Here is a 23,915-nt window from a genome sequence, read left to right as displayed (position 1 = left end):
AGCACGCCCTGGCCGGCGCTGCCGCCGTGACCGGATCACACCTCAACCGCGCCGTGAGAAGGGGAATTCGTGGCTCATCTGCTGATGGTCGAGAGCTGGGTCGGGTCCATGAGCAGACTGCTGCCGAGAGCCGTCCGCGAGGCGGGGGACGAGTTCACCCTGCTGACCCGCGACCTGCACCACTACCTGCGTTCCGCCCCGGAGGGCGCCGCGCACCCCCTCCTCTCGGCCCGCCATGTGCTCACCGCGGAGACCAACGACACCGACGCGCTGCTGCCCTTCGTCGAGCGGGCCCATGCGGCGCTGCGCTTCGACGGGGTGATCACCTCCTGCGACTACTACCTCCCGACGGCCGCGCGGATCGCGGAGCGGCTGGGGCTGCCCGGTCCCATGCCCGAGGCGGTCGAGAACGCGTGCCGCAAGGACGCGACCCGCCGGGTCCTGGCCGAGGCGGGCCTCCCGGGGCCGCGGTTCGCCGTGTGCGAGGACTGGGCCGGGGCCGTCGCCGCGGCGCACGACATCGGCTACCCGCTGGTGCTCAAGCCGGTGGACCTGTGCGCGGGGATGTTCGTGCGCCGCGCCGACGACGAGGCCGAACTGGCCCGTGCCCACCGCGCGCTCGCCGCCTTCCCCGTCAACGCCCGCGGACAGCGCCGCGACCCCGTGGTGCTGCTCGAAGAGCTCCTCGAAGGGCCGGAGGTGAGCGTGGAGACCGTGTCGTACGACGGAACCGTGACGGTCGTCGGCGTCACGGACAAGAGCGTCGGCGGGGCCCCCGCCTTCATCGAGACCGGGCACATGTTCCCCGCCGCCCTGGACCCGGCGGACGCCGCGGCCGCCGGGGAGACCGCGCGCCGGGCGCTCCGGGCGCTGGGCCTGGACGGAGTCGTCGCCCACACCGAGATCAAACTGACGGCCGACGGCCCCCGGCTGATCGAGGTCAACCCCCGGCCCGCTGGCAACCGCATCACCGAACTCGTCCGTCATGTGACCGGCATCGACCTCGCCGGTGCCTGCGTGGACGTCGCCCTCGGCCGCGAGCCGGACCTGCGCCGCCGCGCCACCGGGCTGACCAGTGCCGCGATCGGTTTCCTGGTGCCGGACGAGGACGGGGTGCTGGAGGCCGTCGACGGCGCCGACACCGTCCGCGTCGCGGACGACGTGCTGGAACTGCGGCTCAGCGACCCCGGCAGGGCCGTCCGGGCCGCGGGCAGCAACAACGAGTACCTCGGCCACGTCATGGCCGGCGACGCGCGGGGCCCGGCCGCCCGGGCCCGCGTCGAAGCCCTCCTCGCCGAGCTGCGCCCCCGGGTGGTGGCCGGATGACCGCCCGCACCGGCGCGCCCGTCACGGCTCGTTCGTACGAGGACCTCGTCGGGCGCGTACTGGCCGGCGGTCTCGGCCCCGACCCGCGCACCCGGCGGGTCGCGGTGGCCTTCACCACCCGGCAGGCGGTGCGCCACGAAGGACGCGGCTCCGGCTACCGGAACGAAGTGCTGAGCCTACGCCTCGCCGAAGCCGTGGGGTCCTGCGCGGTCGAGCCGGGCAAGCTGCCCGACGGTGCCGTCGAGGAGTGTGTCGGGGCCGACGTCGCACGCCTCCTGGAGCACGAGCTGCCGCCCGTCCGGATCGCCGCCCTCGACGCGTACCTCATGCACGTACTGCCGCACGGTCCCGGCAGCGGGGCCCGGTCCTGCCCGCTGCCCGCCGGCACCTCGCTGGAGAAGTCCCGGGCCAGGGCCCGGTCCGTGGTGGAGCTGGTCGACGTCGCGCCCGGGGCGACCGTGCTCGTCGTGGGCGTGGTCAACTCGCTGCTGGAGGCCCTGCGGGCCCGCGGCCTCGCGTACGTCCCCTGCGACCTCAAGGGCGGCACGACCGAATGGGGCGAGCCGGTGCACACCGACGCCCTGGCCGAGCTGGAGCGCTGCGACGCCGTCCTCGCCTCCGGCATGACCCTGGGCAACGGCAGCTTCGAACCGCTGCGCCGGGGGGCGCGGCGCAGCGGCATCCCCCTGGTGATGTTCGCGCAGACCGGCAGCGCGGTCCTGCCCCGCCTGATCGGCTCGGGCGTCACCGCGGTGTGCGCGGAGCCGTACCCCTTCTTCTGGCTGGACGGCGGCCCGGGGACCATCCACCGCTACGGAGGCGCCCGGTGACCACCGCCGTCCTCGACCCCGCGCGCGCCGCGGGCAACCGGGAACTCCTCGGGCTGCTCGGCCGCACCCCGCTCGCCCGCGTCACCGTCGACCTGCCGTGCCCCCAGCCGGGCTTCTGGGCCAAACTCGAAGGGCTCGGCGTCGGCGGCATGAAGGCACGCGCCGCCGTCGCCATGCTGCTGGGCGCCCAAGAGCGCGGCGAACTGCGGCCGGGCGCACCCGTGGTGGAGTCCACCTCGGGAACGCTCGGCATCGGACTGGCCTTCGCCGGACAGGCCCTCGGCCACCCCGTCGTGCTGGTCGGCGACATCGAGCTGGAGCCCTCGATGCGGCAGCTGCTGGGCGCGTACGGCGTCCGGCTGGAACTCGTCGACCGTCCGGCGGCCGAGGGCGGCTGGCAGGCCGCCCGGCTCGCCCGGCTGCGCGAGCTGCTGGGGCTGCTCCCGGACGCGTACTGGCCCGACCAGTACAACAACCCGGACAACACGGCGGGTTACGCCTCCCTGGCAGTCGAACTGGTCAACCAGCTCGACCACCTCGACGTGCTGGTGTGCAGCGTCGGAACCGGCGGCCACAGCGCCGGGATCATCGGACCGCTGCGGCGCCACTGGCCCGGCCTGCGGCTCATCGGCGTGGACGCCACCGGCTCCACCATCTTCGGCCAGCCCGCCAGACCCCGTCTCATGCGCGGCCTCGGCAGCAGCATCCACCCGCGCAACGTCGCCCACGACGCCTTCGACGAGGTCCACTGGGTCGGCCCCGCCGAGGCCGTCGACGCCTGCCGCCGACTGGCCCGCGGCGCCTTCGTCAGCGGCGGCTGGAGCACCGGCGCCGTCGCCCGCGTCGCCGCCTGGGCGGCCCGCGTCCACCCCGGCGCGGTCGTCGCCACCGTCTTCCCCGACGGCCCGCACCGCTACCTCGGCAGCGTCTTCGACGACGGCTTCACCGCCGCACACGGCATCGACCCCGCCACCGCCGCCGTCCGCCCCGTCGAGATCCCGCACCCCGGGGCCGTGGAGGCCACCGGCTGGGTCCGCTGCCGCACCGTCACCGATCCACTCGCCCCTGGCCCGAAGGCGCGGCCGTGAGAGCCGGCCTGCGCACCGTGCGCCTCGACCTCGCCGAACCGCTGCGCATCTCCCGCTCCACCATGGCGGCCCGCGAGGCCGTCTGGCTGACCGTCGAGCACGAAGGGCGGCACGGCCACGGCGAGGCCGTCACCAGCGTGTACTACGGGCTCGACGCCGCCGCCCTCGAACGGCTGCTGCACGCCCGGTCCCGGTGGCTGGCCCGCTTCCCCGATCCCGAGAGCGCGCTGGAGGCCCTCCGTACCGGGGAACGGACCGCCGCCCCGCCGGCCGTGACCTCGGCCGTGGAGTCCGCGCTGCTCGACCTGGTCGGCAAGCGCGCGGGCGTCCCGGTCCACCGGCTCCTGGGCTCCCGGGGAGCCCCACCGGGGGCCGCGACCGCCCGCACCATCGGCATCGTCGCGCCGGAGCGGGCCCGGGCGCAGGCGGCCCGGCTGGTGCGGGACGGGTTCTCCGTCCTCAAGCTCAAGGCCGGCGCACCGGACCCGGGCGAGGACCTGGCCCGGGTCCGGGCCGTCCGCGCCGCCGCCCCCGGCACCCGGCTGCTGCTCGACCCCAACGGGGCGTGGACCGTCCGGGAGGCCGAGCGGCTGCTGCCGCTCTTCGCGGAGCTGGGTGTGGAGGCCGTCGAACAGCCCCTGGCCCCCGGCGATCCGGAGGCACTGGCGAGGCTCGCGGAGCGCTCTCCGCTCCCCGTCGTCGCCGACGAGGACGCGGTCGGCATCGAGGACGTCCGCCGGCTCGCCGGACGGGTCCAGGGCGTCAACGTCAAGCTGGCCAAGTGCGGCGGTGTCGGCGCCGCGCTCCACATCGCCGAGCTGGTGGCGGGCAGCGGAACCGGGCTGATGCTCGGCTGCCTGACCGCCAGCACCCTCGGCATCGCCCCCGCCGTCCACCTCGCCGACCGCGCCCGCTGGGTCGACCTCGACGGCCATCTGCTGCTCGCCGCCGACCCGTGGACGGGCATCGGCGGCACCGACGGCACCGTCCGGGCGGGCGGAGACCCGGGGCTGGGCGTGCGCGAGCGCGGCACCGTCCGGGCGGCCGGGGACCCGGGCCCGGGCGTGCACGAGCGCGGCACCGGGGAGAACCGGGCGTGAGGACCCCCCTGGCACGGGATACGCGGCTTCCCCGCCCCCGCCCTGGCTCCGGCTCCGGTCGGCATGTTCGTCCTGAAGAACCAGCTTCAGCCGCCGTGGGTGTGCCGCCCGGCCCTCGGACTCGGCTCCACCGCCGTCGCCCTGCTGCACCGCCACCGGATCCTGCCCGCCCGCCCCGCGACAGCGTGAGGAGCACACCCCCATGTCCACCACCGCCGCGAACCTGCTCACCGACAACCCGGCGCTGTACGAGGCGCGCTTCCCCGACCCCGGACGGCTCGCCGGCCGCTGGGCCGAGGACTGCCTGCGCCGGTACGAGTCACCCGGCCCCCGGGTCCTGGACATCGGCTGCGGCACCGGCCGCGACGCCGCCCACCTGCACCGCGCCGGTCGCACGGTCACCGGCGCCGATCTGTCCGCCGCGATGCTGGCGTACGCCGGCGACCGGCACCCCGGCCCCGTGTACGTCCGGGCCGACCTGCACGGTTTCGATCTCGGGGCGGGGGCCTTCGACGCCGTCGTGTGCCTGGACAGCGCCCTGTTGTACTGCCACACCAACGACCAGCTCGACGGGTTCCTGAGGTCCTGCCGCCGCGCGCTGGCGCCCGGGGGTCTGCTCGTCGCGGAGATGCGCAACGGCGCATTCTTCCTGGGCCGCACGGAACTGCTCGACGCCCCGTCCGTCACCGGTTTCACCTGGCAGGGCACCGGCTACCGCTCCACCACCACCCTGTCCATGGACCGGACCGCCCAGTTGCTGCGCCGCGTCCGGGTGTGGACCGCCGACGACGGTTCCCCGCCGGTCGAGCAGCGTTCCGCGTGGCGCCTGCTCCTCCCCCAGGAACTGCGCCACCTGCTCGCGTTCCACGGCTTCGAGGTGCTCGCCCTGCACGACGGGCCGGGCCCGCGCACCGAACCGCCGTGGCAGGAGGGCGACCTGCCCGCCGCGACCGCCGACGGCGACCGGCTGCACCTGATCGCCCGCCTCGCCGGCCCGCCCCGTCCCTGAACCCCACGCCCGCTCCGGACCAGGTCGGACCGACCTGGTCCGGAGCGGGCGGAGGACCCTACACCCGTGCTCCGTTGTCCAGCGGGTCCCGGCGGGCCCGGCCCGTGCCGGACTTGCGGCCGGGCGAACGTTTCCGGGCGGGCGGCGGGGCCTTGCTGCTCCGCTCCAGGACGAGCGCGGCCGGTACGGCGGTCAGCACCGAGGAGTACGTGCCGACGCAGATGCCGATCAGCAGGGCGAGCGCGAAGTCCGCGAGGGAGTCGCCGCCGAGCACGGCGAGCGCGGTGAGGATGAAGAGCGCGCCCATTCCGGTGTTGACCGTTCGGGGGACGGTCTGGAGGACGGCCCGGTCGGCGATCGTGGCGACGGGCACCCGCCGGGCCTTCGCCCACAGTTCCCGGACCCGGTCGAAGACCACCACCGAGTCGTTGACGGAGTACCCGATGACGGTGAGGAGCGCGGCCAGGAAGATGCCGTCGACGGTGCGGCCGAGCCAGGCGAAGGCGCCGACCAGGATGATGACGTCGTGGACGAGCGCCACCACCGAGCCCACCGCGAACGTCCAGCGGAACCGGGCCGCCAGGTACGCCAGTTGCACCAGGACGGCGATGCCGAGCGCGATCAGGGCGTTGCGCCGCAGTTCGTCGCCGAGGCTGGGTCCGATGAGTTCGTCGCGGACCTTGGTGGTCTCGCCGCCCTCCGCCGCGAGTGCGGACCGCAGGGCGTGTTCCTGGTCGTTGTCGATCTTCCCGGTCCGTACGGAGAGGTCGCCCGCGCCCGCCGTGGTGACCTCGGCGTCGCCGAAGCCCGCGTCGGCCAGTACGGTGCGGGCCCGCTCCACGTCGACGGGTTTGCTGGTCGAGTACTCGACGAGTCGGCCACCGGTGAATTCGACGCCCAGGTTGACGCCGCGCACGACGATGCCGAGGACGGCGACGACGACCAGTGCGGTGGAGATCAGCAGCCAGCGGCGCGGGTACCGCATCGGCCGGGGGTCGCGGCGGCTCAGCCAGGTGCGCACCCGGCCGGGGGTGGCGATGCCGTTGACGCCCCGGTAGTTGCTGACGAAGCGGGACCGCGCGGCGATCTCGGTGAGCGCGCGGGCGATGACGAGCGCGGAGAACATCGAGGCGAGCACCCCGATGGCGAGCGTGACCCCGAAGCCCTTCACCGGTCCCGAGCCGAGGAAGAACAGCAGCCCGGCCGCGATCAGTGTCGTCACGTTGGAGTCCGCGACGGCGCTCCAGGCGTTGCGGAACCCGGCGGTCAGCGAGGAGCGCAGGGTCCGGCCGGGATGTTGCGCGTGTTCCTCCCTGGCCCGTTCGAAGACCAGCACGTTGGCGTCGACGGCCATCCCGATGGCCAGGACGAATCCGGCGAGGCCGGGCAGGGTGAGGGTGACCCCGAGGCCGACCAGGGTCGCGTAGGAGATCAGCCCGTAGGCGGCGAGCGCGACGGCCGCGAGCGCGCCGAAGAGCCGGTAGACGATGGTGATGAAGAGCGCGGTGGCCGCCGCTCCGATGAGGGCGGCGCGGGCACTGGCGTCGATGGCGGCGGCGCCGAGCGTCGGTCCCACGGTCCGCTGCTCGACGATCTCGACGGGCAGCGGCAGGGCGCCGCCCTTGATGAGCAGGGCCAGTTCCCTGGCCTCGTCCGCGCTGAAGGAACCGGTGATCTGGGTGGATCCGGACGGCAGGCCGACCCCGCAGCCGACCGACGGCGAGACCTGCGGGGAGGAGATGATCCGGTCGTCGAGGACGATGGCGACCCGGCGGCGGTCGTCCTGGGCCGGGTGGCAGGCGGCTTCGCCCGTCAGCTTGGTCCAGTCCCGGCCCGCCTTCTTGTGGAAGTCGAGGGACACGGTCCACCCGGCGCCCTGCTGGCCGTCGAACGCGGCGGTGGCGTCCTTGACGCCCGCGCCGGAGAGCCTGGACGGGCCGAGGGCGAGGGGGCGGCCCTGCTCGTCGGGAAGCGTCAGCCCTCCGTCGGACTTCTTCCCCTCCTGCGTGCTCTTCTCGCCGGGCTTCTTTCCGTCCTGCGCGTCCTTCTCACCGGGCTTCTTCTCGCCCTGCGCGTCCTTCTCACCGGGCTTCGGTTCGTCCGGGGTACCCGGTCCCTGGATGGCGTGGAAGCTGAGCTGCGCGGTTTTCCCGATGACCTCGGCGGCCTTGCGCGGGTCCTGGACGTCGGGGAGTTCGACGATGATCCGGTCCTCGCCGGAGCGGGTCAGGGTGGGTTCGGTGACGCCGAGCGAGTCGATGCGCCGACGCAGTACTTCGAGGGTGTGTTCAGTGCTCTCCCGGTCCGCCTTCGCGGTGTCCGAGTCCTTGGCCTGGAGCACCATTCTGGTGCCGCCCTGAAGGTCGAGGCCGAGTCTGGGTGACATGGTCAGCGTGATGAACACGGAGACGAGCAGGACGGCCGCAGCCAGAACCGCTCGCACCGTGGTGGCGCGAGTCATGGGTTTCCTCCGAGGGGACGCCGGGCGTCCTCACCTCGGCGAGGACGGTACGGCGGTTGCGTGGAACGGGACCGGTGACAGGACCGGTGGCCGGGGCGCGGCCGTCCTCGGAGGTCCGCGCACGCCCGGAAGCGCGGCACGGAAGCGGTCGATGGTGGGGGAAGCGGCCTCGGGGGCCCGCGGGCGGGCCCGGTCGGGCGCGCGGAGGCCGAGGGTGCCGGGCAGCGTGAAGGGGGAGCCCGGCGCCGGGAGATGGTGCGGGGGACGGGCCTGGTCGGCACCGGCCCGGGGCCGGGGCTCCGGGCCGGTCGTCGGCGCGGGCCGGTGGTGGTCGGTCGCCGTGGCGGTGCGGCCCCGGCGGGTGTCGGGGGCGGTGCCCGCGCGGGTGCGGCGGGTGTCGCCGACGATGCCCGTGCGGGTGGTCCGGTCGGTGTGCGGGGTGGGGCGGTGACCGCCCGGCGAGTGCGCCTCGGAGGGCGGCACCCCGGCGAACGGCCGGGCGGGGAACGCGGAGGCGGGGGCCCCGCCGACCACGGCGAGGACGGCGAGGAGCAGGGCGACCAGCGCCTGCCGGGCGGCCCGCGCGGTGCCGTCGGCCGGGACGCCCGGCCGGGTACGGCGCGTGTCGGTCGGGGGCCTGCGCGTATCGCCCGGGGTACGGCGCGTGTCGTGCGGGGTGCGGCGCCCGGCCGTGTCGGCGGGGCCGGCCGGGTGGGTCGGGTACGGGGACGGCGTCCCGGCGTGCGGCCGCGCGGCGTCCTGCGGTTGGGCGGTGGCATGGGCCGTACGCGGCCCCGGGTGCGCGTTTCCCGGGGGCGGCCCCGGGAGGGGGGTCACCTCGGTCGGCCGGGCAGGGCGGGTACCGCGCCCGCGTGGCGGAGCACGGAGCTGAGGACCATTCCCGCGCCCCGTACGACCGTGGTCGCCGGGTCGTCGGCGGGGCGCACCGGCACCCCGAGCCGGGCCGCTATCGCGTCGGTGACGTCCCGTCGGGCCGCGCCGCCGCCGGTGAGCAACGGGCCCCTGCGCAGGGCGCCCAGGACGGCGCCGTGCCGGTCCTGCTTCCACATCTCCGTGACCATGTCCAGGACGGTGCGGACGACGGGGGCGGCGGGCTGGGACGGGGCGAGGTCGCTCAGCCCCGATTCGGCCTGGCGGGCGTCACGGACCCGGCCGTCGACGAGCAGGGTCGTCTCGGTGAGTTCGGCGCCGATGTCGACGACGAGCAGCGGACCGCCGTCCCCCGGGCCGGCGTACGCGGCGGCGGCCCGCGCGCTGTCCAGCGCGATGACGTCCACCGGTCCGAGCGCGGCGACCAGTTCCTTCGCCGCGGCGCGGTGCCCGGCCCCGGCGAGGACCGGATGGCTGAGGACGATCACGGCACCCGTGCGGTCCTCGCCCAGGGCCATGTCGGCGATGCGGCCGAGCATCCGGCCGCAGGACTCGAAGTCGACGATGCGGCCACGCCGGACCGGGTGGCCGTGCCCGGCCCCGGCGCCGGTCCCGAAGTCGCTGCGGGCGTCGGTGATGACGCCGTGTCCGGGCATCCAGGCCCGGGTGCGGGAACTGCCGAGATCGATGGCGAGGCCACGGGTGACGCCCCGGTACCCGTGGCCGGCGGGCCGGTCGGGCCGGCGTCCGTGGTGCAGAGAACGCATCGTCCCTCCTCCGGCCTGTCGCCACAGCCGTTCACCCACCCATGGACCCGCTGATAGCGAGGCATGGCCGAGCCCTCACTATGCAATAGGGAGGCAAAGAAAGCCACTCCCGGGCAAAATCAAAGGGCTCGGTCAGCACGGCCCCGGTGCGCCGCACCACTCCTCCGCCGTAGGCCGTGCCACGCCTCCGCCGTGCGCCGCACCGCGGCTCCCCTGGGGCGTACACCGCGGCTCCCGTGGGGCGCACCGGGTCCGCGCCGTGCGTCACACCTCCGAGGGCAGGAATCCGGCGAGCAGTTCGGCGAACTCGTCCGGTGCGGCGATCCGGATGCCGAGGTCCTCGGCCTTGGTGCGCTTGGCCCCGGCCTTCTCCCCGGCGACCAGGAGCGTGGTGCGCTTGGAGACGCTGGACGAGGACTTGCCGCCCGCCCGCTCGATCAGCTCGTTCATCTCGTTGCGGGAGAGCTTCTCCAGCGCGCCGGTCATGGCCCCGGTGACCACCACGGTCATGCCGTCCAGCGGGAGGCCGCCCGCCCCGTCCGCGGCGGCGTCCGCCGTCTGCTCGCTCTCCTCGCCCGGGGCGGGCGGGGGCGTCGCACCGGGTTCCGTCATGTTGACCCCGGCGGCCACCAGCTTCTCGATCAGCGGGGCCAGCTCCACCAGCTCGGCGACGACGCCGGCGGCCTTCTCCTTGCCGATCCCGTCGACCCGCTGGAGCTCCTCCTCGTCCGCGGCCCTGATCCGGTCCATGTCCGCGAAGTACCGGGCGATCCGCCGGGACATGGAGCGGCCGGTGCCGCGTACGCCCAGGGCGCAGAAGACCCGGGAGAGCGGCTGGGTCCGGGCCGTCTCGATGGCGGCCAGGAGGTTGTCGGTGCTGGTCTCGCCCATCCGGTCCAGGCCGAGCAGCTGTTCGCGGTCGAGGGTGAAGAGGTCGGCGAAGTCGGCCACCAGACCGGCCTCGACGAGCTGGACGACCCGGGTCGCGCCGAGGCCCTCGATGTCCAGCTGGTCGCGGCCCGCCGCGTACGAGACGGAGGCGACCAGGCGGCAGCTGCGGCCCCGCACACAGCGCCAGCGCTGCTCGCTGGTGTCGATCTCGGAGCCGCACTGCGGGCACGCCTCGGGGAACTCGATGGGCTTCTCGTCGCCGGTCCGCAGATGGGCGACCGGCGCCTCGATCCGGGGGATGATGTCGCCCGCCTTGTAGACCATCACCCGGTCGCCCAGGCGCAGGTCGCGGCGGGTGATGTCGGCGGGGTTGTGCAGCGTGGCGTAGCTGACGGTCGAGCCGTCGATCTCGACCGGCTCCAGCACGGCGCGCGGGGCGATGATGCCGGTCCGGCCCACGTTCCACTCGACGCCGAGGAGCCGGGTGACCTTCTCGACGGCGGGCAGCTTGTACGCGATGGCCCAGCGCGGGGCCCTGGTCCCGGAACCGGCCTCGCGCTGGTCGGCGGCGAGGTCGGCCTTGATCACGATGCCGTCGATGCCGAACGGCAACGAGGCGCGCAGGGCGGCGACCTCCTCGACCCGGCTCTGCACCTCCTCGACGGTGGTCACCGTGCGCGGCGCCACGTCCGTGTCCGCGGCGGTGTGCACGCCGAGCCCGGCGACGTACGCCAGGACCTCGCTGTGCGGGAGTTCGGCGAGGGTGTCGGTCAGTTCCCCGGAGTCGGGCAGCGGCAGGGCCCCGTAGGCGAAGAACGTCATCTCCACCGTGTACGCGCGGTCCTTGGCGCGCAGGGTGCCCGCCGCGCCGTTCCTCGGGTTGGCGAAGGGGGTGCCGCCGTGCTCCGTGCGCACGGTGTTGGCCTGCTCGAACTGCTCGTTCGTCATGAGGATCTCGCCGCGCAGCTCGATCGTCACCGGCTCGGCGAGCTCTCCGGGGAGGCCGACCACGGTGCCGATCGCATGCGAGACGTCCTCGCCCGCGGTGCCGTCGCCCCGGGTGATCAGCTGTTCCAGGCGGCCCGCCCGGTAGCGCGCCGCGACGGCCAGTCCGTCGAGCTTCGGCTCCACGCTCCAGGCGGCGACGGGGCGGCCTATCCGGCGCTCCAGCGACGCCGTCCACGTGACGAACTGTTCGGCCGAGAAGACGTTGTCCAGGGACAGCATCGGCACCGTGTGCGGCACGTCCCCGGTCGCGGCGCCGCCCGCCACCTTGCCGGTCGGCGAGTCCGCCAGCACCTCCTGCGGGTGCTCCTGCTCGTACGCGGCGATCCCCCGCACCAGCCGGTCGTAGGCGTCGTCGTCGAGTGTGCTCTCGCCCGTGGCGTAGTACGCGGCGGCGGCCTGCGAGGCCTCTTCGACCGCGGCGGCGTAGGCGGCGGCATCGGCGAGCACAACAGCTGAGTTCGTCATGGCCCCCATCCTGCCGTCCACCACTGACAACGCCGTCCCGCGGCCCGGCGGCCGGGTCGGCGAGCGGTCTTCGCGGCCGTCAGCCGGCCGCCTCGACCGTGCCGTCGGCCTCGTCCGCCGGGCCGGATCGCACGATCGGGACCTGGGGCCCGGAGCACTCCCGCAGCCAGCGCCGCAGCACCTCGTGCACCTGCTCGGCCCCCACCAGTTCCGTGCCCGGGGCGACCGGGGCCGACAGGTCCGCGGGCCACAGCAGGAAGGGCCGGGACTGCCGGCCGCCCAGTCCGCCGTGCGAGCCGATCTGTTCCTCGAAGGCGTGCACCCGCCCGGTGGCCTCGTCGTACATCGAGTTGACCATGATGTCGGCGACGTGCGGGAAGGTGTCGGTGCGGCGCACCGCGTCCGCCGCACCGGGGCCGAAAGGGGCCAGCGGCCCCTTCCCGTCCTCCAGTTCCGCCACCGGGACCTCTTCCCCGCCCCGGCCCAGCACCACCGATCCGTGCCGCTCGCTGCGCACCAGCAGGAAACCGATGCCCGGGTGGTTGGCGAGGGTCCCCAGGAGGGCGGGCCGTTCCCGGTCGAGCCGCTCGCGCGAGGCACGCCCCTCGATGTCGGGGAAGGAGACGAGCCCGAGGTTGCCGGAGGCGAGGACGACCGGGTCGGACGGTTTCGTGCGGTGCTCCGCGTCGCCCTCCTCGACGGGCCGCCGGTGCAGGGCGATCCGTACCGCGTCGCGGGCCTCCGAGCCGCTGCGGGTGCGCTGCGCCCGGCGGGAGACGGGCAGCCCGCAGCCCGCCCGCACCAGGTCCTTGAGCGTCAGGCCGTACGCCCCGGCGAAGGTCTCCCCGGGGCTCTGCCCGTGGTCGGAGAGGAGCACGATCCGGTAGGTGCGCGGGGTGTGCTCGGCGACCTTGGCGATCAGGGCGAGCGAACGGTCCAGGCGGGCGAGGACCTTGTCCGCGTCGCGGCTGTCGGGCCCGGAGTGGTGCGCCACCTCGTCGTAGGCGACCAGGTCGGCGTAGACGGCGGTGCGTCCGGCGAACATGTCGCCGATGACCGCGGCCACCACCACGTCGCGTTCGACGACGGTCGCGAAGGCCCGGATGAAGGGGTAGAGCCCGCCGCGCTTGATCCGGGGGGTGTCCTTCCGGATCCGGGCGGCGAGCGACTGCCCGATCTCGCGGAAGACCTCGGCGACGAAGGACAGCGCGGTGCGGACGGCGTTGGCCGGATCGGAGAAGTAGGCGAAGTACCCGGCCCTGGAGCGGCGGCCCTTGCCGCGCCGGGCCGCCATGGACAGGACCAGGGCCAGCTGTTCGGCGCCTCCGCTGAAGAGGTTGCCGCGGCTGGCCCCGTCCACCGTGAGCAGTCCGCCGTCGCGGGTGCGCGCGATGGCCCTGCGCTGGAGTTCGAGGGCGCTCGCGGGTCTGCTGGAGACCATCACGTCGCCGGTCTCCTTCTCGTACCAGCGGAAGGCGGGGACGTCGTGGTTGCTGCCGTGCAGGATGCCGAGCTGGCTGGCCCCGGTCTGGCTGGACCAGTCGGTGCGCCAGGGGGTGAGCCGGTGTCCCGCCCCGTCCGCCAGCCAGCCCGCGACGATCGGCATCAGGCCCTGTTCGGCAGCGCGGGCGAGCACGTCGTGGCCGACGCCGTCGAGCTGGACGAAGACGGTGCCCGGGGGGCCGCTGCGGCCGGCGTCCGTGCCGCTGCGCCGTCGGCGGCGGTCGGCGAGCCGGGAGAGCCGGCGCCGGTAGGCGTTGTCGTCGCGGACGGCGAGCGCGGTGGAGGTCGCCGAGGCGACGGCGGACATCACGGCCGCGACGACCACCGCCGTCTCCGGCGCCACGGCGCCGCGCCCGTCCGGGACGAGCCGGAGGGCGACCAGCAGCAGCGAGCCGTTCAGGAAGAAGACGAGCAGCCCGAGGACGAGCGCGGGCACGATGAGCAGCGCCCGGACCAGGACCGGCCAGACCAGGGCGGAGAGCAGACCGAACGCTCCGGCGCCCCAGGCCGCGGTGAACGCGATCTTGGTGGTGCTGTCGTCGGCCGACTGGAGCTGGAAGTCCGGCAGGATCCCGGCGAGCACCAGCATCGTGAGCGTCGAGACCGCCCACACCAACACCACTCGCAACAGGGCGCTGCCGGCCGTTCGCCATCGCCCGTCACCCACGCCGTTCCACCTCACGTCCGGCCCCGTCGTTCCGGGCCTCGGTCCCCCAGCCTTTCACAGCGGGACCGCGGGCGGCCGGTCAGCAGCCGTCGTACCCGGCGGTCGGCATGGAGAGCCTGCGGTGCACGCCCGCCTTCGTGCGGGGGGTGTACAGCGGCTCGGCGAGGTCCGCGACCTCCAGGCGCACGCCGCGCCGCTCGCACTCGGCGGCGAACTCGGGCACGGAGGTGAGGGCGCGGGCCAGCACCCGGTCGTTGGCGGCGACGAACACCTCCACGTCGCCGTTCTCGACGTCGGTCCACAGGGCGTGGTGATCGGGGCGCAGCCCGTAGAGGCGCAGCTGCCGGGTGACGACGTATCCCTTGTCGGCGGCCCAGCGGGCGCACATGTCCTGCTGGCTGCGGGTGTCCACGAGGAACGGGTCCTCGTCGAGCTGCTCGAGCGGTGTGAGGCTGGCGATGGCCGCCACCCGTACGTCCTTCACGTCCCCCATGACCGATCCCCCGTAGGCCGTGTCCGGCAATGCCGCCCTCCGCCCGCACACCGGGCGCATTCGCCGGGCCCTGCCTGGGCGTACCGGCGACCTTACCCTCCGTGCCCGCGTACCAGAAGGCGCACACCGCGCACGAGGAGGTGAGCGGGGGCGGAATCCCGGAACACATGTGCGCCCCTCTCCTGCCGGACCGGCCCGGTGGGGTGCGAGGAGCCCTTAGGCTCGATGCGGGGCCGGAACGGGAAGCCCGGGAACGAGGAGGCGGCGCGTGCCGGTGGAAGTCACCTGGTGGGGTCATGCCACCTGCACGATCGAGGACTCCGGGGTCCGGGTGCTGACCGATCCCCTCTTCGTACGGCGCTTCGCGCATCTGCGGCGCCGGCGCGGCGAGCTGCCCGGCCCCGAGGCCGCGGTCGCCGATGCCGTGCTCGTCTCGCACCTGCACTCCGACCACCTGCACCTGCCGTCCCTGGCCCGGCTCGCCCCCGGCACCCGGCTGGTGGTGCCGGTGGGCGCGTCGCGTTCCGTGCCGGGGCTGCGGGGGCTGTGCTCGGAGCGCGGGCTGCTGGTCACCGAGGTGGCGGCGGGCGAGGAGGTGCGCGTCGGCGCGGTGCGGGTGCGGGCGGTCCCGGCCCTGCACGACGGCAGGCGGCTGCCCGTGGGGCCGCACCGCTCCCCCGCGCTGGGCTATGTGGTCGAGGGCGGGGCCCGGACGTATTTCGCGGGTGACACGGGGCTCTTCGACGACATGGCGGAGGCGGTCGGGCCGGTGGACGTCGCCCTGCTGCCGGTGGGCGGCTGGGGCCCGTACCTGGGCCCCGGCCATCTGGACGCGGGGCGGGCGGCGCAGGCGCTGACCCGGCTGGCGCCGCGCTCGGCCGTGCCGGTGCACTACGGCACGTACTGGCCGATCGGCATGGACGGGGTCCGGCCGCACGAGTTCCACGCGCCGGGCGACGAGTTCGCCCGCAAGGCGGCGCTGCTGGCGCCGGAGGTGGCGGTGCACCGGCTGTCCCACGGCGAGCGGGTGCGACCGGAGGCCGCCGGGTGATCCAGGAGGTGGTGGGGCAGCTGCCCCCGGAGTCGACGCAGCAGGCGGTCGGCTATCCGTCCCTGTTCCTGCTGGTGGCGGTGGGCTCGCTGGTGCCGGTGGTGCCGACGGGCGCGTTGGTGAGTTCGGCCGCGGTGGTGGCGCTGCACCAGTCGTCGCCGTTCTCGTCGCTGATCGTCTTCGCGGTGGCGTCGGCCGCGGCGTTCCTCGGCGATGTCTGCCTGTACTGGCTCGGGCAGCGCGGGGTGCGGTCGCGGAACGGTTCGAAGTGGCTCCGGGCGCTCAGCGCCCGGGCCGCCCCGGAGCGGCTGGCGCAGGCGCGGCAGAAGCTGGACGAGCACGACGGGGTGGTGCTGGTGCTGTCCCGGCTGGTGCCGGCGGGGCGGATTCCGGTGATGCTGGCCTGTCTGCTGGGGCGGATGCCGCTGCGCCGGTTCGCGCGCGGCGACGTGCCGGCGTGCCTGGCGTGGGCGGCGACGTACCAGCTGATCGGGGTCCTGGGCGGTTGGCTGTTCCCCGAGCCGTGGCAGGGGGTGGCCGCGGCGGTGGGTCTGACGCTGCTGGTCGGCGGGGCGCCCGCGGTGTGGCGCAGGATGCGGGTGCGGTTCAGCCACTGATGGGGCGGGGCGCCGGTTCCAGCAGCCGGGAGCCGCCGACCGGCAGGTCCCAGAGCCGGTCCCGGGGGTGGCCGGCCCGTTGCCAGGCGGTGCGCAGCCGGGTCAGCGGTTCGAGCACGGGTTCCGCGGAGAGCAGGAAGGTGGCCCAGTGCATCGGTGCCATCGCGCGGGCGCCGAGGTCCTCGTACGCCTGGACGGCCTCCTCCGGATCGGTGTGCACGTCGCCGAGCCACCAGCGCGGTTCGTACGCCCCGATCGGCAGCAGGGTCAGATCGATGCCGGGGTAGCGGCTGCCGATCTCGCCGAACCAGTGCCCGTAGCCGGTGTCCCCGGCGAAGTGGATCCGTCGCCCGCCGGGCCCGGGGGCGTCGATGATCCAGCCGCCCCACAGGGAGCGGCAGGTGTCGGTGAGGGTGCGCTTGGACCAGTGGTGGGCGGGGACGAAGGAGAACCGGACGCCGTCCAGCTCGGCCGATTCCCACCAGTCGAGTTCGGTGACGCGGGTGAAGTGGCGGCGGCGGCACCAGCGGCCGAGCCCGGCGGGGACGAACAGCGGGGTGTCCCCGGGAAGCCTGCGCAGGGTGGGGGCGTCGAGGTGGTCGTAGTGGTTGTGGCTGATGACGACGGCGTCCACGGGCGGCAGGTCGTTCCAGCGGATGCCGACCGGGGTGATCCTGGCCGGGGTGCCGAGGATGCGCCGGGACCAGACGGGGTCGGTGAGCACGGTGAGGCCGCCGGTGCGGACGACCCAGCTGGCGTGCCCGGCCCAGGTGACGGACGTGGCCCCCGGTGGGACGTCCGGCAGGGGCTCGGGGGCGTACGGGAGCCGCTGGATGCCGCGCAGTCCCTCCGCGTTGGGCCGCAGGGCCCGCTCCCGCGCCAGTCGGGACATGCCCATGACACCAGGGAGGGGGGCGGTGAGCCGGTCGGCGAAGCTTCTGGGCCAGTCCCGGACCTCGCCGAGCGGACGCGGTGCGGCGATCTCGCCGCGCACCGGCTGCGGACGCCCGGTGCCGGGGAGGGGGTGCCCGGTCTGTTCCGCCATCGAGGGACTCCCGTCTTCGCAGTGCGTTCATCGCAGTTCGTCGAGGGCCGCTGCGAAAATGCTCAGGGCTCGGGCCACGTGCGGCAATTCCAGGGGCGCCACAGCGGTGAGGGACTCCGTCTGCTGCTCCGGCGTCGCGCCCAGCAGCGTCCCGGTCCCCAGCCGTACGCGCAGCGCCCCCAGCTCGTCGCCGAACCGGTGCCCGCCCGGCGTCGGCGTGCCGAGGCGTTCCGTCAGGTACTCCTCCAGCTCCAGCGAGTCGGTGACGCCGCGGTCGGCCAGCCGGGACCTGAGCGGCCCGAGGTCCGCGTAGAGGTGGCGGCCCGCCTGCGGGGGCCTGGCCAGCGCGCCCGCCGAGAGGACCGCCCGGTGGGCCGCCGCGGCGATCCGCGCCTGGAGGGCGGCGGCCCGGCGGATCCGGTCCGTGACGGCTTCCGGTTCGTGCAGCGCGTGGGCGGCGGCCGCGGCGACCGGCCCCGCGACGAGCGCGCCGAGCGCGGTGAGGACGTCGAGCGTACGGGCGTGGCGCACCGCGGCCCGTCCGGTGTCCGGGAACCGCGCGACCGCGACCGGCCAGCCGGACGGGGTCAGCGCGCCGGCCAGGTCGCAGACGACCGTGACGTCGTCGGGGCACATCTCGGCCGGGCTGAGCAGGACCGTCTCGCGCGGCCGGTGCAGGGTGTCGCGCCAGGTCTCGTCGCTGACGACGTGCAGCCCCTCGGCGACCGCCGCCTCGCACGCCTCGCGGACCAGTTCCGGCGGGGCGACGGTGGCGGTCGGGTCGTCGACGACGGAGATCAGCAGCAGCCGGGGCCTGCCGCCCTCGGCGCGCACCCTGCGCACGGTCTCCAACAGCGCGTACGGGTCGGGCACCCCGCCGCATTCCGCCGGGGTCGGCACGTGGTAGGCGGGCCTGCCCAGCAGCCGGGCCTGCGGGATCCAGGAGGCCGGGCAGGGGCGCGGCATGAGCACGTCGCCGCCGTACGCCGCGATCAGGGCGAGCAGCAGCGCCGGGGCACCCGGGGCCGCGGCGACGTGTTCCGGGCCGCCGCGCAGTCCGCGCCGCCGCCAGTACCCGACGGCGGCCTCGCGCAGGGCGTCGCCGCCGCCGGCCGGTTCGGGCCCGGCGCGGCCCGCCGCGGCGGCGAGCACCTCGGCCAGCTCGGGCAGGACCGGGAGTCCGGGGTCGTGGGCGGGCGGTCCGTAGCGGACGGGCCCCCGGTCCTCCCGTACGCCCCGGTGCCCGCGCCCCGCCCGTCCGGTCTGCTGCCGCGCCATCCGGGACTCCTTCGTCGCCGCCCGTCACCCTGTCGCGCCGTCCGGCACCGGGGGCTCCGGTCCGCCCCGGGTCCTTCGGGCCCCGCCCCCAGGGCCTTTATACGAGGGTTCGGCCCACGGCGCCCGTCGGCGGGGCGGGGTTCCGGCGGGAACCGGACACGGGGCATTCCAGCGGGAACCGGACATGGGACGGCCGGGCGCGAGAAGCGGGGACGCAGGGGCGGGAACGGGGAAGACAGGGCGCGGGGCGGCGGGGTCAGCCGGCGAAGGCCGTGCCGGGCATCCCCCGGCCCGCGTCCGGCAGCACCAGCAGCGAACCGGACAGCGGGTGCGGGGCGACGAGGCCCGTGCGGGCGGTGGAGATGTAGAGGTCACGCAGCTCCGCGCCGCCGAAGGCGCAGGCCGTGGGGCGTCGCACCGGCAGTTCGACGATCCGGTCCAGGGCGCCGTCGGGCGTGTAACGGCGCACCGCGGCGCCGTCCCACAGGGCGACCCAGACGGCCCCCTCGGCGTCGACCGTCAGCCCGTCGGGGAACCCGGCGCCTTCCTCGATCGTGGCGAAGGGGCGCCGGTTCACGGCGTGCTCGCCGTCGAAGTCGAAGACGTCCACGCGGCGGGTGGGCGTGTCGACGAAGTACATCGACCGTCCGTCGGGGCTCCAGCCGACGCCGTTGCCGCAGGACACGGGGGTCGGCACCGGTGTCACCGCGCCGTCGGCCGCGATGCGGGCGAGACCGCCGCCGCCCTCGGCCCCGTCGTACCGCATGGTGCCCGCCCACAGCGATCCGTCCGGGGCGACCGCCGCGTCGTTGCCGCGCCGGCCGGGCACCGGGTCGTGGACCAGCCAGCGGAAGGCCCCGTCGGGGTCGTACAGGCCGATGCCGTCGCGCAGGTTGACGACGAGTCCGCCGCCGGCCCGCGGCTTGGCCGCCCCGACGTGCTGCTCGGCCGCCATCACCGTACGACGGCCGGTCACCGGGTCGTAGGTGTGCACGCGCGCGGCGAGGATGTCGACCCAGACGACGCGACCGGTCGCCCGGTCCCAGGTCGGGCCCTCGCCCAGTTCGGCCCGCTCGGGTACGGCCACATCCAGGTGTGCGGTGCTCACTTCTGCCTCTCGTGACGTCCGGGCCGGCCGGGGAGCGCGGTCCTGCCGCCTCCCGCCTCCGGCGCTCCGGTCGGCGACCGGAATCACGAGCACAGGGTAACGACCCGGCGACGGGTCAGGACCGCCGGCCGAGCAGGGCGAGCAGTGCGGTCTGCGGGTCGGCGTCGGCCGGGGTCGCGACGGGCGGGGCGAACAGGCCGCTGCCCGAGAGGTCCTTCGCGTACGGTCCGACCTCGCGGCGGGCGAATTCGACCAGCAGGGCGGGCAGCCGCTCGTCGGCGCCGATCGCCCGGGACAGGTCCCAGGCGTGCACCACCGCGTCGGTCACCATCTGCGCGCAGTAGGCGTCGGCGGGGGTGTCCCCGTACGACAGGTTCACCGTCCGTTCCAGGGCGCCCGGCGCTGCGAACGCCTCGCGCGCCCCGGCCGCCGCCCGGTCCCACGCGGCCACGGGGTCGTCGCCCAGCACGTCGCCGTCGAAGGCGTCACCGACCTCGGCGACGGTGCGCCCCTCGGTGACCAGGGACGGCACCCAGAGCTGTTCGGCGGTGAGGTGGGCCACCAGGTCGCGCACGGTCCACTCGGTGCACGGCGTGGGGGCGGACCACTGGTCGTCGCGCACCGCGTGCACCCGGTCGGTGAAGAGCCGGAGCGCCTCGCCGTGGCGTTCGAGGATCTCGTCGGCGGAGACAGAAGTCATGGGTCCACTCTCCCCGGCCCGGGACCGGGGCGCGAGCGCACCCCCCGGGCCCGCGCGGATCGTGCCGGTCCGTGCCCCACTCCCGTCGCCCGCCGCTCGCCGCCCCACAGAGAACGTCTCAGATTTCAAGATACCCATCTCATGATTCGACATACCGGCGTACGGTGACCGCACCGATCAGCGCTTCGCGGTCCGGTTTGCGGCCGCGTTCCGAGAAGGGATCCACGGCCATGCCGAACGAGACCGCCGTCTACACCCATGGGCACCACGAGTCGGTGCTGCGCTCGCACAGCTGGCGCACCGCCGCCAACTCCGCCGCGTACCTGATCGGTGAACTCCGCCCGGGAATGGCCGTGCTGGACGTCGGCTGCGGCCCGGGCACCATCACCGCGGATCTGGCCGAACTGGTCTCCCCCGGCCGGGTGACCGGCGTCGACACCGCCGGCGAGATCCTGACCCGGGCGGCCGGCACGGCGTCCGAACGCGGCCTGGAGAACGTCGGGTTCGCCGTGGCCGACGTGCACGACCTGGACTTCCCCGACGACTCCTTCGACGTCGTCCACGCCCACCAGGTGCTCCAGCACGTGGGCGATCCGGTGCGGGCCCTGCGCGAGATGCGACGGGTCTGCCGCCCCGGCGGCATCGTGGCGGTCCGCGACAGCGACTACGCGGCGATGGCCTGGTATCCCGAGATCGCCGCCCTGGACACCTGGCAGGAGCTGTACCAGCGGGTCGCCCGCGGCAACGGCGGCGAGCCGGACGCGGGCCGCCGGCTGCTCTCCTGGGCCCGCCGGGCGGGCTTCACCGACATCACCGCGACCGCCGCCACCTGGTGCTTCGCCACCCCGGAGAGCCGGGAGTGGTGGAGCGGCCTGTGGGCGGACCGCACGGTCGGCTCGGTCTATGCGGAACTCGCCGTCGAGGGCGGCCACGCGACCGCCGACGAGCTGTCCGCGATCGCCGCGGCCTGGCGCGAGTGGGGCACCCGGGACGACGCCTGGTTCATGGTCCCGCACGGCGAGGTGCTCTGCCGGGCCTGAGCCCGGCCCCTTCCGGGGGTAGGGGGCGGCCTCCCCGTACCCCCGGAAGGGCGCGTTCCTGAATCGATCACGTGCCGACGCACCGCCAACTACCCTGGTACGCATGGACATTATGGGAACCACGCTGCGCATCTGCGTCGACGACCTGGAGGCCGCGGTGGCCTTCTACGAGGACCTCACCGGCAGTTCGGCGCTGCGCTTCGAGCGCGGCGGGGTCTCGGTCGCCGCGATCAGTTGCTTCCTCCTGATGAGCGGTCCGGAGTCGGAGCTGGAGATCCTGCGCAAGGTGACGGCGACGATCGCGGTCAAGGACGTCGACGCCGCCCACGCCACCCTCTCCCGCGTCGGGGCCCGCGTTCTCGCCGGGCCGGTGCCGACGCCGGTGGGCCGCAATCTGATCGCCGTGCACCCGGACGGTTCGGTCTTCGAGTACGCCGACCGCACCCTGGCGTCCGGCCCGGTCGGCTGAGATCCCGGGCCGGACCGGACGGGGCGTCAACGCGCCGGACGCATCCGGTAGTCGTACCTGTCCGGCAGCGGGTCGTCCGTGATCCGGGCCCACACCTCGCCGAGGATCTCCGCGCCCTCCCGCAGGTCCGCGACCTCGAAGCCCTCGTCGAAGACGGACCGGGCGCCCGCCCGGTCCCCCTCGGCGAGCAGCAACCGGGCCTCCAGCAGGCGGAAGCGGCCGCGCCGCCGGATCTCCGGGTCCAGCGCGGCCCACACGCCCCTGGCCCCTTCGGGGCGTCCGGCCGCCAGCAGCGCCTCCATCGCCTCGCGGCCCAGCGCCACCGCGGCGACCGTCCACCCCCCGTCGTCGTACCGGCGCGCGCACAGGTCGTCGAACGCCTCGGCGCAGAGGTCCGCGGCCCGGTCCCGCTGGCCGCCCTCCCCGGCCGCGACGGCCAGGCACCGCAGCAGCGGCCAGCGGGACGGGGCGGACGCCAGCCCGCGCTCCCAGCTGCGCACGGCCTGGGCGCGGTCGCCCGCGTGCCACTGGGCGACGCCGAGGTGGTACTCGGTCAGGGGGTCGGCGGGCGCCGTCTCCAGCATGTCGCGCCAGTGCGGGGAGACCAGGGAGGGGCCCGGCGGCTGGGCCCCGAGCGGTTCGGGGAAGGCGCCCTGGTCCAGCAACTCCAGCCAGGGGCGCTGCGGTTCGCCGAGGGTGGTGTCGGCGAACGGGGTGCCGGGCAGTTCGTACCCGCCGCGCCGGACCTCCAGGGCGCCCCAGCCGGAACCGGTGGCGAGCGACTCGCCGGGTTCGGTGTCGGCGAACGGGCGCCAGGCGGCGTACGCGGCCTCGACGTCGGCGCGCGGCAGTGCCCGGTCCAGCCGCCGTTCCGTCTCCGCGCGGGCCGCCGCCCAGTCATCGCCGTGCACGGCCCGGGGGTCCGCGGACAGCGGCCCGTACGCCTCCAGCCAGCTGAACTCCTCGCCCGGTTCGAGGGGGACGTGTTCCAGTTGGGTGCGGGCGAGGCCGGCCTGGATCTCGGCGTAGCCGGTGGTGCCGGGCCCGGTGAGCCATTCCTGCCAGCGCCGGCCGCCCGTGTTGCCGCCCCAGAGGAACAGTTTCCGGCCGCGCAGCAGATCGGTCGACGTCTGGACGAGTCCGTGGCCGTCCCCGTCGAGGGAGGCGATCCAGCGGCGGGCCCCGTCGGGCACCTCGTAGAAGTAGTCGGCGGGGAAGTCGCCGCGCGTCGGGTACGTACGGTCGACGGAGCCGGACACCGGGACCGGGACCCGGGTCAGGGCGTGCGCGTACCCGAAGTGCCACGCCTCGTCGGCGGGGGCCAGGACGCGGGTGCGTTCGTCCTCGGGCACGGCGGTGTTGGACCACCAGTAGACGGGTGCGGTGTGCTCGTGCGGATTGCGTATCCGTACGCCGACGTGGAGGAAGTCGGAGTCGTCGGGCAGCCACAGGTCCACCTGGAACGGCAGGTCCCGCAGCCGCTCCCACTCCCAGAGGCGGACCATCTCGCCGCCGTCGGGGGCGGGCACCCGGGCGGCGTGCAGCGGGGCGCAGGACAGGGTGCTGTGGCCCGTGGCGCCGATGTTCCACTCGATGCCGCCGGAGAACCAGGCGCCGTTGAGCGCGAAGTCGGCCGGTTGCAGCACGGGGTTGGTGTAGAGGAGTTCGCGGCCGGTCGGCTTGTGGTGGAGGGAGTGGACGCGACCGCCGAGGCCGGGCAGGACGGTGGCCCGCAGCCGGTCGTTCTCGATGACGATCGCGTCCAGGCCGGTGGGGACGCGCTCGCGCCCGTAGCCGTCCAGGACGCGCACCGGCAGCACGGTGGCCGGCTGCGCGCAGCCGATCTGGCGTGCCATGTCGCGCGGCAGCGCGGCCCGGGTGCGGGCGTCGACGGCATGCGTCCCGCCGAGCGGCCGCAGGGCGGGCAACGGATTCTCCGGGCCCAGTGGTGCGGCGGGCAGAGTCAGTACGGCACGTCGTACGGTCGTGGCCAAGGCAACCTCGCTCCCTCGCGCGGGCCGCCGCGGGTCCGGGCGCCCCGATGACCATGGAACACGCTGGACAACGCCCCGGCCAGGGGTCCCACCGTCAGACTTCCGCAAAGGGGA

The 23,915-nt window shown here is 75.1% G+C and carries 21 protein-coding genes; 10 read left to right on the top strand and 11 right to left on the bottom strand.

What is annotated here, in order from left to right; genetic code table 11:
- Positions 1 to 69 precede the first annotated feature (69 nt).
- The 6 genes from OCT49_RS30035 (at position 70) to OCT49_RS30010 (ending at position 5,353) form a co-directional block, all read left to right on the top strand.
- A complete protein-coding gene (locus OCT49_RS30035; protein WP_283854939.1) occupies positions 70 to 1,326 on the top strand; it encodes an ATP-grasp domain-containing protein in 1,257 nt (418 codons plus the stop codon).
- The gene (locus OCT49_RS30030; protein WP_283854938.1) at positions 1,323 to 2,156 is read left to right on the top strand and encodes a Rossmann-like domain-containing protein; all 834 of its coding nucleotides are present in this window, start codon (positions 1,323 to 1,325) and stop codon (positions 2,154 to 2,156) included. The genes OCT49_RS30035 and OCT49_RS30030 overlap by 4 nt, the downstream gene beginning before the upstream one ends.
- Positions 2,153 to 3,244, top strand: a complete 1,092-nt coding sequence (locus OCT49_RS30025; RefSeq protein WP_283854937.1) for a PLP-dependent cysteine synthase family protein — start codon at positions 2,153 to 2,155, stop codon at positions 3,242 to 3,244. The genes OCT49_RS30030 and OCT49_RS30025 overlap by 4 nt, the downstream gene beginning before the upstream one ends.
- On the top strand, positions 3,241 to 4,344 hold the full coding sequence (locus OCT49_RS30020; RefSeq protein WP_283854936.1) for a dipeptide epimerase: 1,104 nt from the start codon (positions 3,241 to 3,243) through the stop codon (positions 4,342 to 4,344). Before OCT49_RS30025 ends, OCT49_RS30020 begins: the two co-directional genes overlap by 4 nt.
- A gap of 63 nt (positions 4,345 to 4,407) precedes the next feature.
- Positions 4,408 to 4,533, top strand: coding sequence for a hypothetical protein (locus OCT49_RS30015; RefSeq protein ID WP_283854935.1), 126 nt, complete (start codon positions 4,408 to 4,410; stop codon positions 4,531 to 4,533).
- 13 nt (positions 4,534 to 4,546) lie between these two features.
- The gene (locus OCT49_RS30010; RefSeq protein WP_283854934.1) at positions 4,547 to 5,353 is read left to right on the top strand and encodes a class I SAM-dependent methyltransferase; all 807 of its coding nucleotides are present in this window, start codon (positions 4,547 to 4,549) and stop codon (positions 5,351 to 5,353) included.
- Positions 5,354 to 5,411: 58 nt separating this feature from the next.
- Here the strand turns inward: OCT49_RS30010 and secD are convergent, their stop codons facing one another.
- From secD to OCT49_RS29980, 6 genes are all read right to left on the bottom strand, one after another.
- Positions 5,412 to 7,814, bottom strand: coding sequence for a protein translocase subunit SecD (secD, locus tag OCT49_RS30005; protein ID WP_283854933.1), 2,403 nt, complete (start codon positions 7,812 to 7,814; stop codon positions 5,412 to 5,414).
- 30 nt (positions 7,815 to 7,844) lie between these two features.
- The gene (locus tag OCT49_RS30000) at positions 7,845 to 8,651 is read right to left on the bottom strand and encodes a hypothetical protein (protein ID WP_283854932.1); all 807 of its coding nucleotides are present in this window, start codon (positions 8,649 to 8,651) and stop codon (positions 7,845 to 7,847) included.
- A complete protein-coding gene (locus OCT49_RS29995) occupies positions 8,648 to 9,472 on the bottom strand; it encodes a rod shape-determining protein (RefSeq protein WP_283854931.1) in 825 nt (274 codons plus the stop codon). The genes OCT49_RS30000 and OCT49_RS29995 overlap by 4 nt, the downstream gene beginning before the upstream one ends.
- A 264-nt stretch (positions 9,473 to 9,736) precedes the next feature.
- Complete coding sequence (ligA, locus tag OCT49_RS29990) at positions 9,737 to 11,845, bottom strand: NAD-dependent DNA ligase LigA (protein ID WP_283854930.1); 2,109 nt, start codon at positions 11,843 to 11,845, stop codon at positions 9,737 to 9,739.
- Between the two features lie 70 nt (positions 11,846 to 11,915).
- Entirely contained in the window at positions 11,916 to 14,006 is a 2,091-nt protein-coding gene (locus OCT49_RS29985) for a phage holin family protein (protein ID WP_283854929.1), read from the bottom strand.
- Positions 14,007 to 14,085: 79 nt separating this feature from the next.
- Positions 14,086 to 14,499 (bottom strand): recombinase family protein, encoded by a 414-nt coding sequence (locus OCT49_RS29980; protein ID WP_283854928.1) that lies wholly within the window; start codon positions 14,497 to 14,499, stop codon positions 14,086 to 14,088.
- A 268-nt stretch (positions 14,500 to 14,767) separates the two neighbouring features.
- Between OCT49_RS29980 and OCT49_RS29975 the strand changes: the two genes are divergently transcribed.
- Both OCT49_RS29975 and OCT49_RS29970 read left to right on the top strand, forming a co-directional pair.
- A complete protein-coding gene (locus OCT49_RS29975) occupies positions 14,768 to 15,550 on the top strand; it encodes an MBL fold metallo-hydrolase (protein WP_283854927.1) in 783 nt (260 codons plus the stop codon).
- A complete protein-coding gene (locus OCT49_RS29970; protein WP_283854926.1) occupies positions 15,547 to 16,167 on the top strand; it encodes a DedA family protein in 621 nt (206 codons plus the stop codon). Before OCT49_RS29975 ends, OCT49_RS29970 begins: the two co-directional genes overlap by 4 nt.
- Here OCT49_RS29970 and OCT49_RS29965 read toward each other — a convergent pair.
- The 4 genes from OCT49_RS29965 to OCT49_RS29950 all read right to left on the bottom strand — a co-directional run bounded on the left by OCT49_RS29965 (position 16,157) and on the right by OCT49_RS29950 (position 20,298).
- Positions 16,157 to 17,212: an MBL fold metallo-hydrolase gene (locus tag OCT49_RS29965; protein WP_283854925.1), complete on the bottom strand. Its 1,056-nt coding sequence runs from the start codon at positions 17,210 to 17,212 to the stop codon at positions 16,157 to 16,159. The genes OCT49_RS29970 and OCT49_RS29965 overlap by 11 nt on opposite strands.
- Before the next feature lie 27 nt (positions 17,213 to 17,239).
- Entirely contained in the window at positions 17,240 to 18,490 is a 1,251-nt protein-coding gene (locus OCT49_RS29960) for an aminotransferase class I/II-fold pyridoxal phosphate-dependent enzyme (RefSeq protein ID WP_283854924.1), read from the bottom strand.
- Between the two features lie 256 nt (positions 18,491 to 18,746).
- Positions 18,747 to 19,598, bottom strand: coding sequence for an SMP-30/gluconolactonase/LRE family protein (locus tag OCT49_RS29955; RefSeq protein WP_283854923.1), 852 nt, complete (start codon positions 19,596 to 19,598; stop codon positions 18,747 to 18,749).
- A gap of 115 nt (positions 19,599 to 19,713) precedes the next feature.
- Positions 19,714 to 20,298 carry a TIGR03086 family metal-binding protein gene (locus OCT49_RS29950; RefSeq protein WP_283854922.1) on the bottom strand — a complete coding sequence of 195 codons (585 nt, stop codon included), beginning with the start codon at positions 20,296 to 20,298 and terminating at the stop codon, positions 19,714 to 19,716.
- 230 nt (positions 20,299 to 20,528) lie between these two features.
- Between OCT49_RS29950 and OCT49_RS29945 the strand changes: the two genes are divergently transcribed.
- Both OCT49_RS29945 and OCT49_RS29940 read left to right on the top strand, forming a co-directional pair.
- Positions 20,529 to 21,338 carry a class I SAM-dependent methyltransferase gene (locus tag OCT49_RS29945; RefSeq protein ID WP_283854921.1) on the top strand — a complete coding sequence of 270 codons (810 nt, stop codon included), beginning with the start codon at positions 20,529 to 20,531 and terminating at the stop codon, positions 21,336 to 21,338.
- Between the two features lie 103 nt (positions 21,339 to 21,441).
- Complete coding sequence (locus OCT49_RS29940; RefSeq protein WP_283854920.1) at positions 21,442 to 21,807, top strand: VOC family protein; 366 nt, start codon at positions 21,442 to 21,444, stop codon at positions 21,805 to 21,807.
- Positions 21,808 to 21,833: 26 nt separating this feature from the next.
- Here OCT49_RS29940 and OCT49_RS29935 read toward each other — a convergent pair whose 3' ends face one another.
- Entirely contained in the window at positions 21,834 to 23,801 is a 1,968-nt protein-coding gene (locus tag OCT49_RS29935) for a DUF5107 domain-containing protein (protein ID WP_283854919.1), read from the bottom strand.
- Positions 23,802 to 23,915: the final 114 nt, after the last annotated feature.

The organism is Streptomyces sp. ML-6 (assembly GCF_030116705.1).
In the GTDB taxonomy this organism is placed as follows: Bacteria; Actinomycetota; Actinomycetes; order Streptomycetales; family Streptomycetaceae; genus Streptomyces.
Note: the sequence above shows the minus strand (reverse complement) of the source record. Positions and strands in the feature narration are given on the sequence as shown.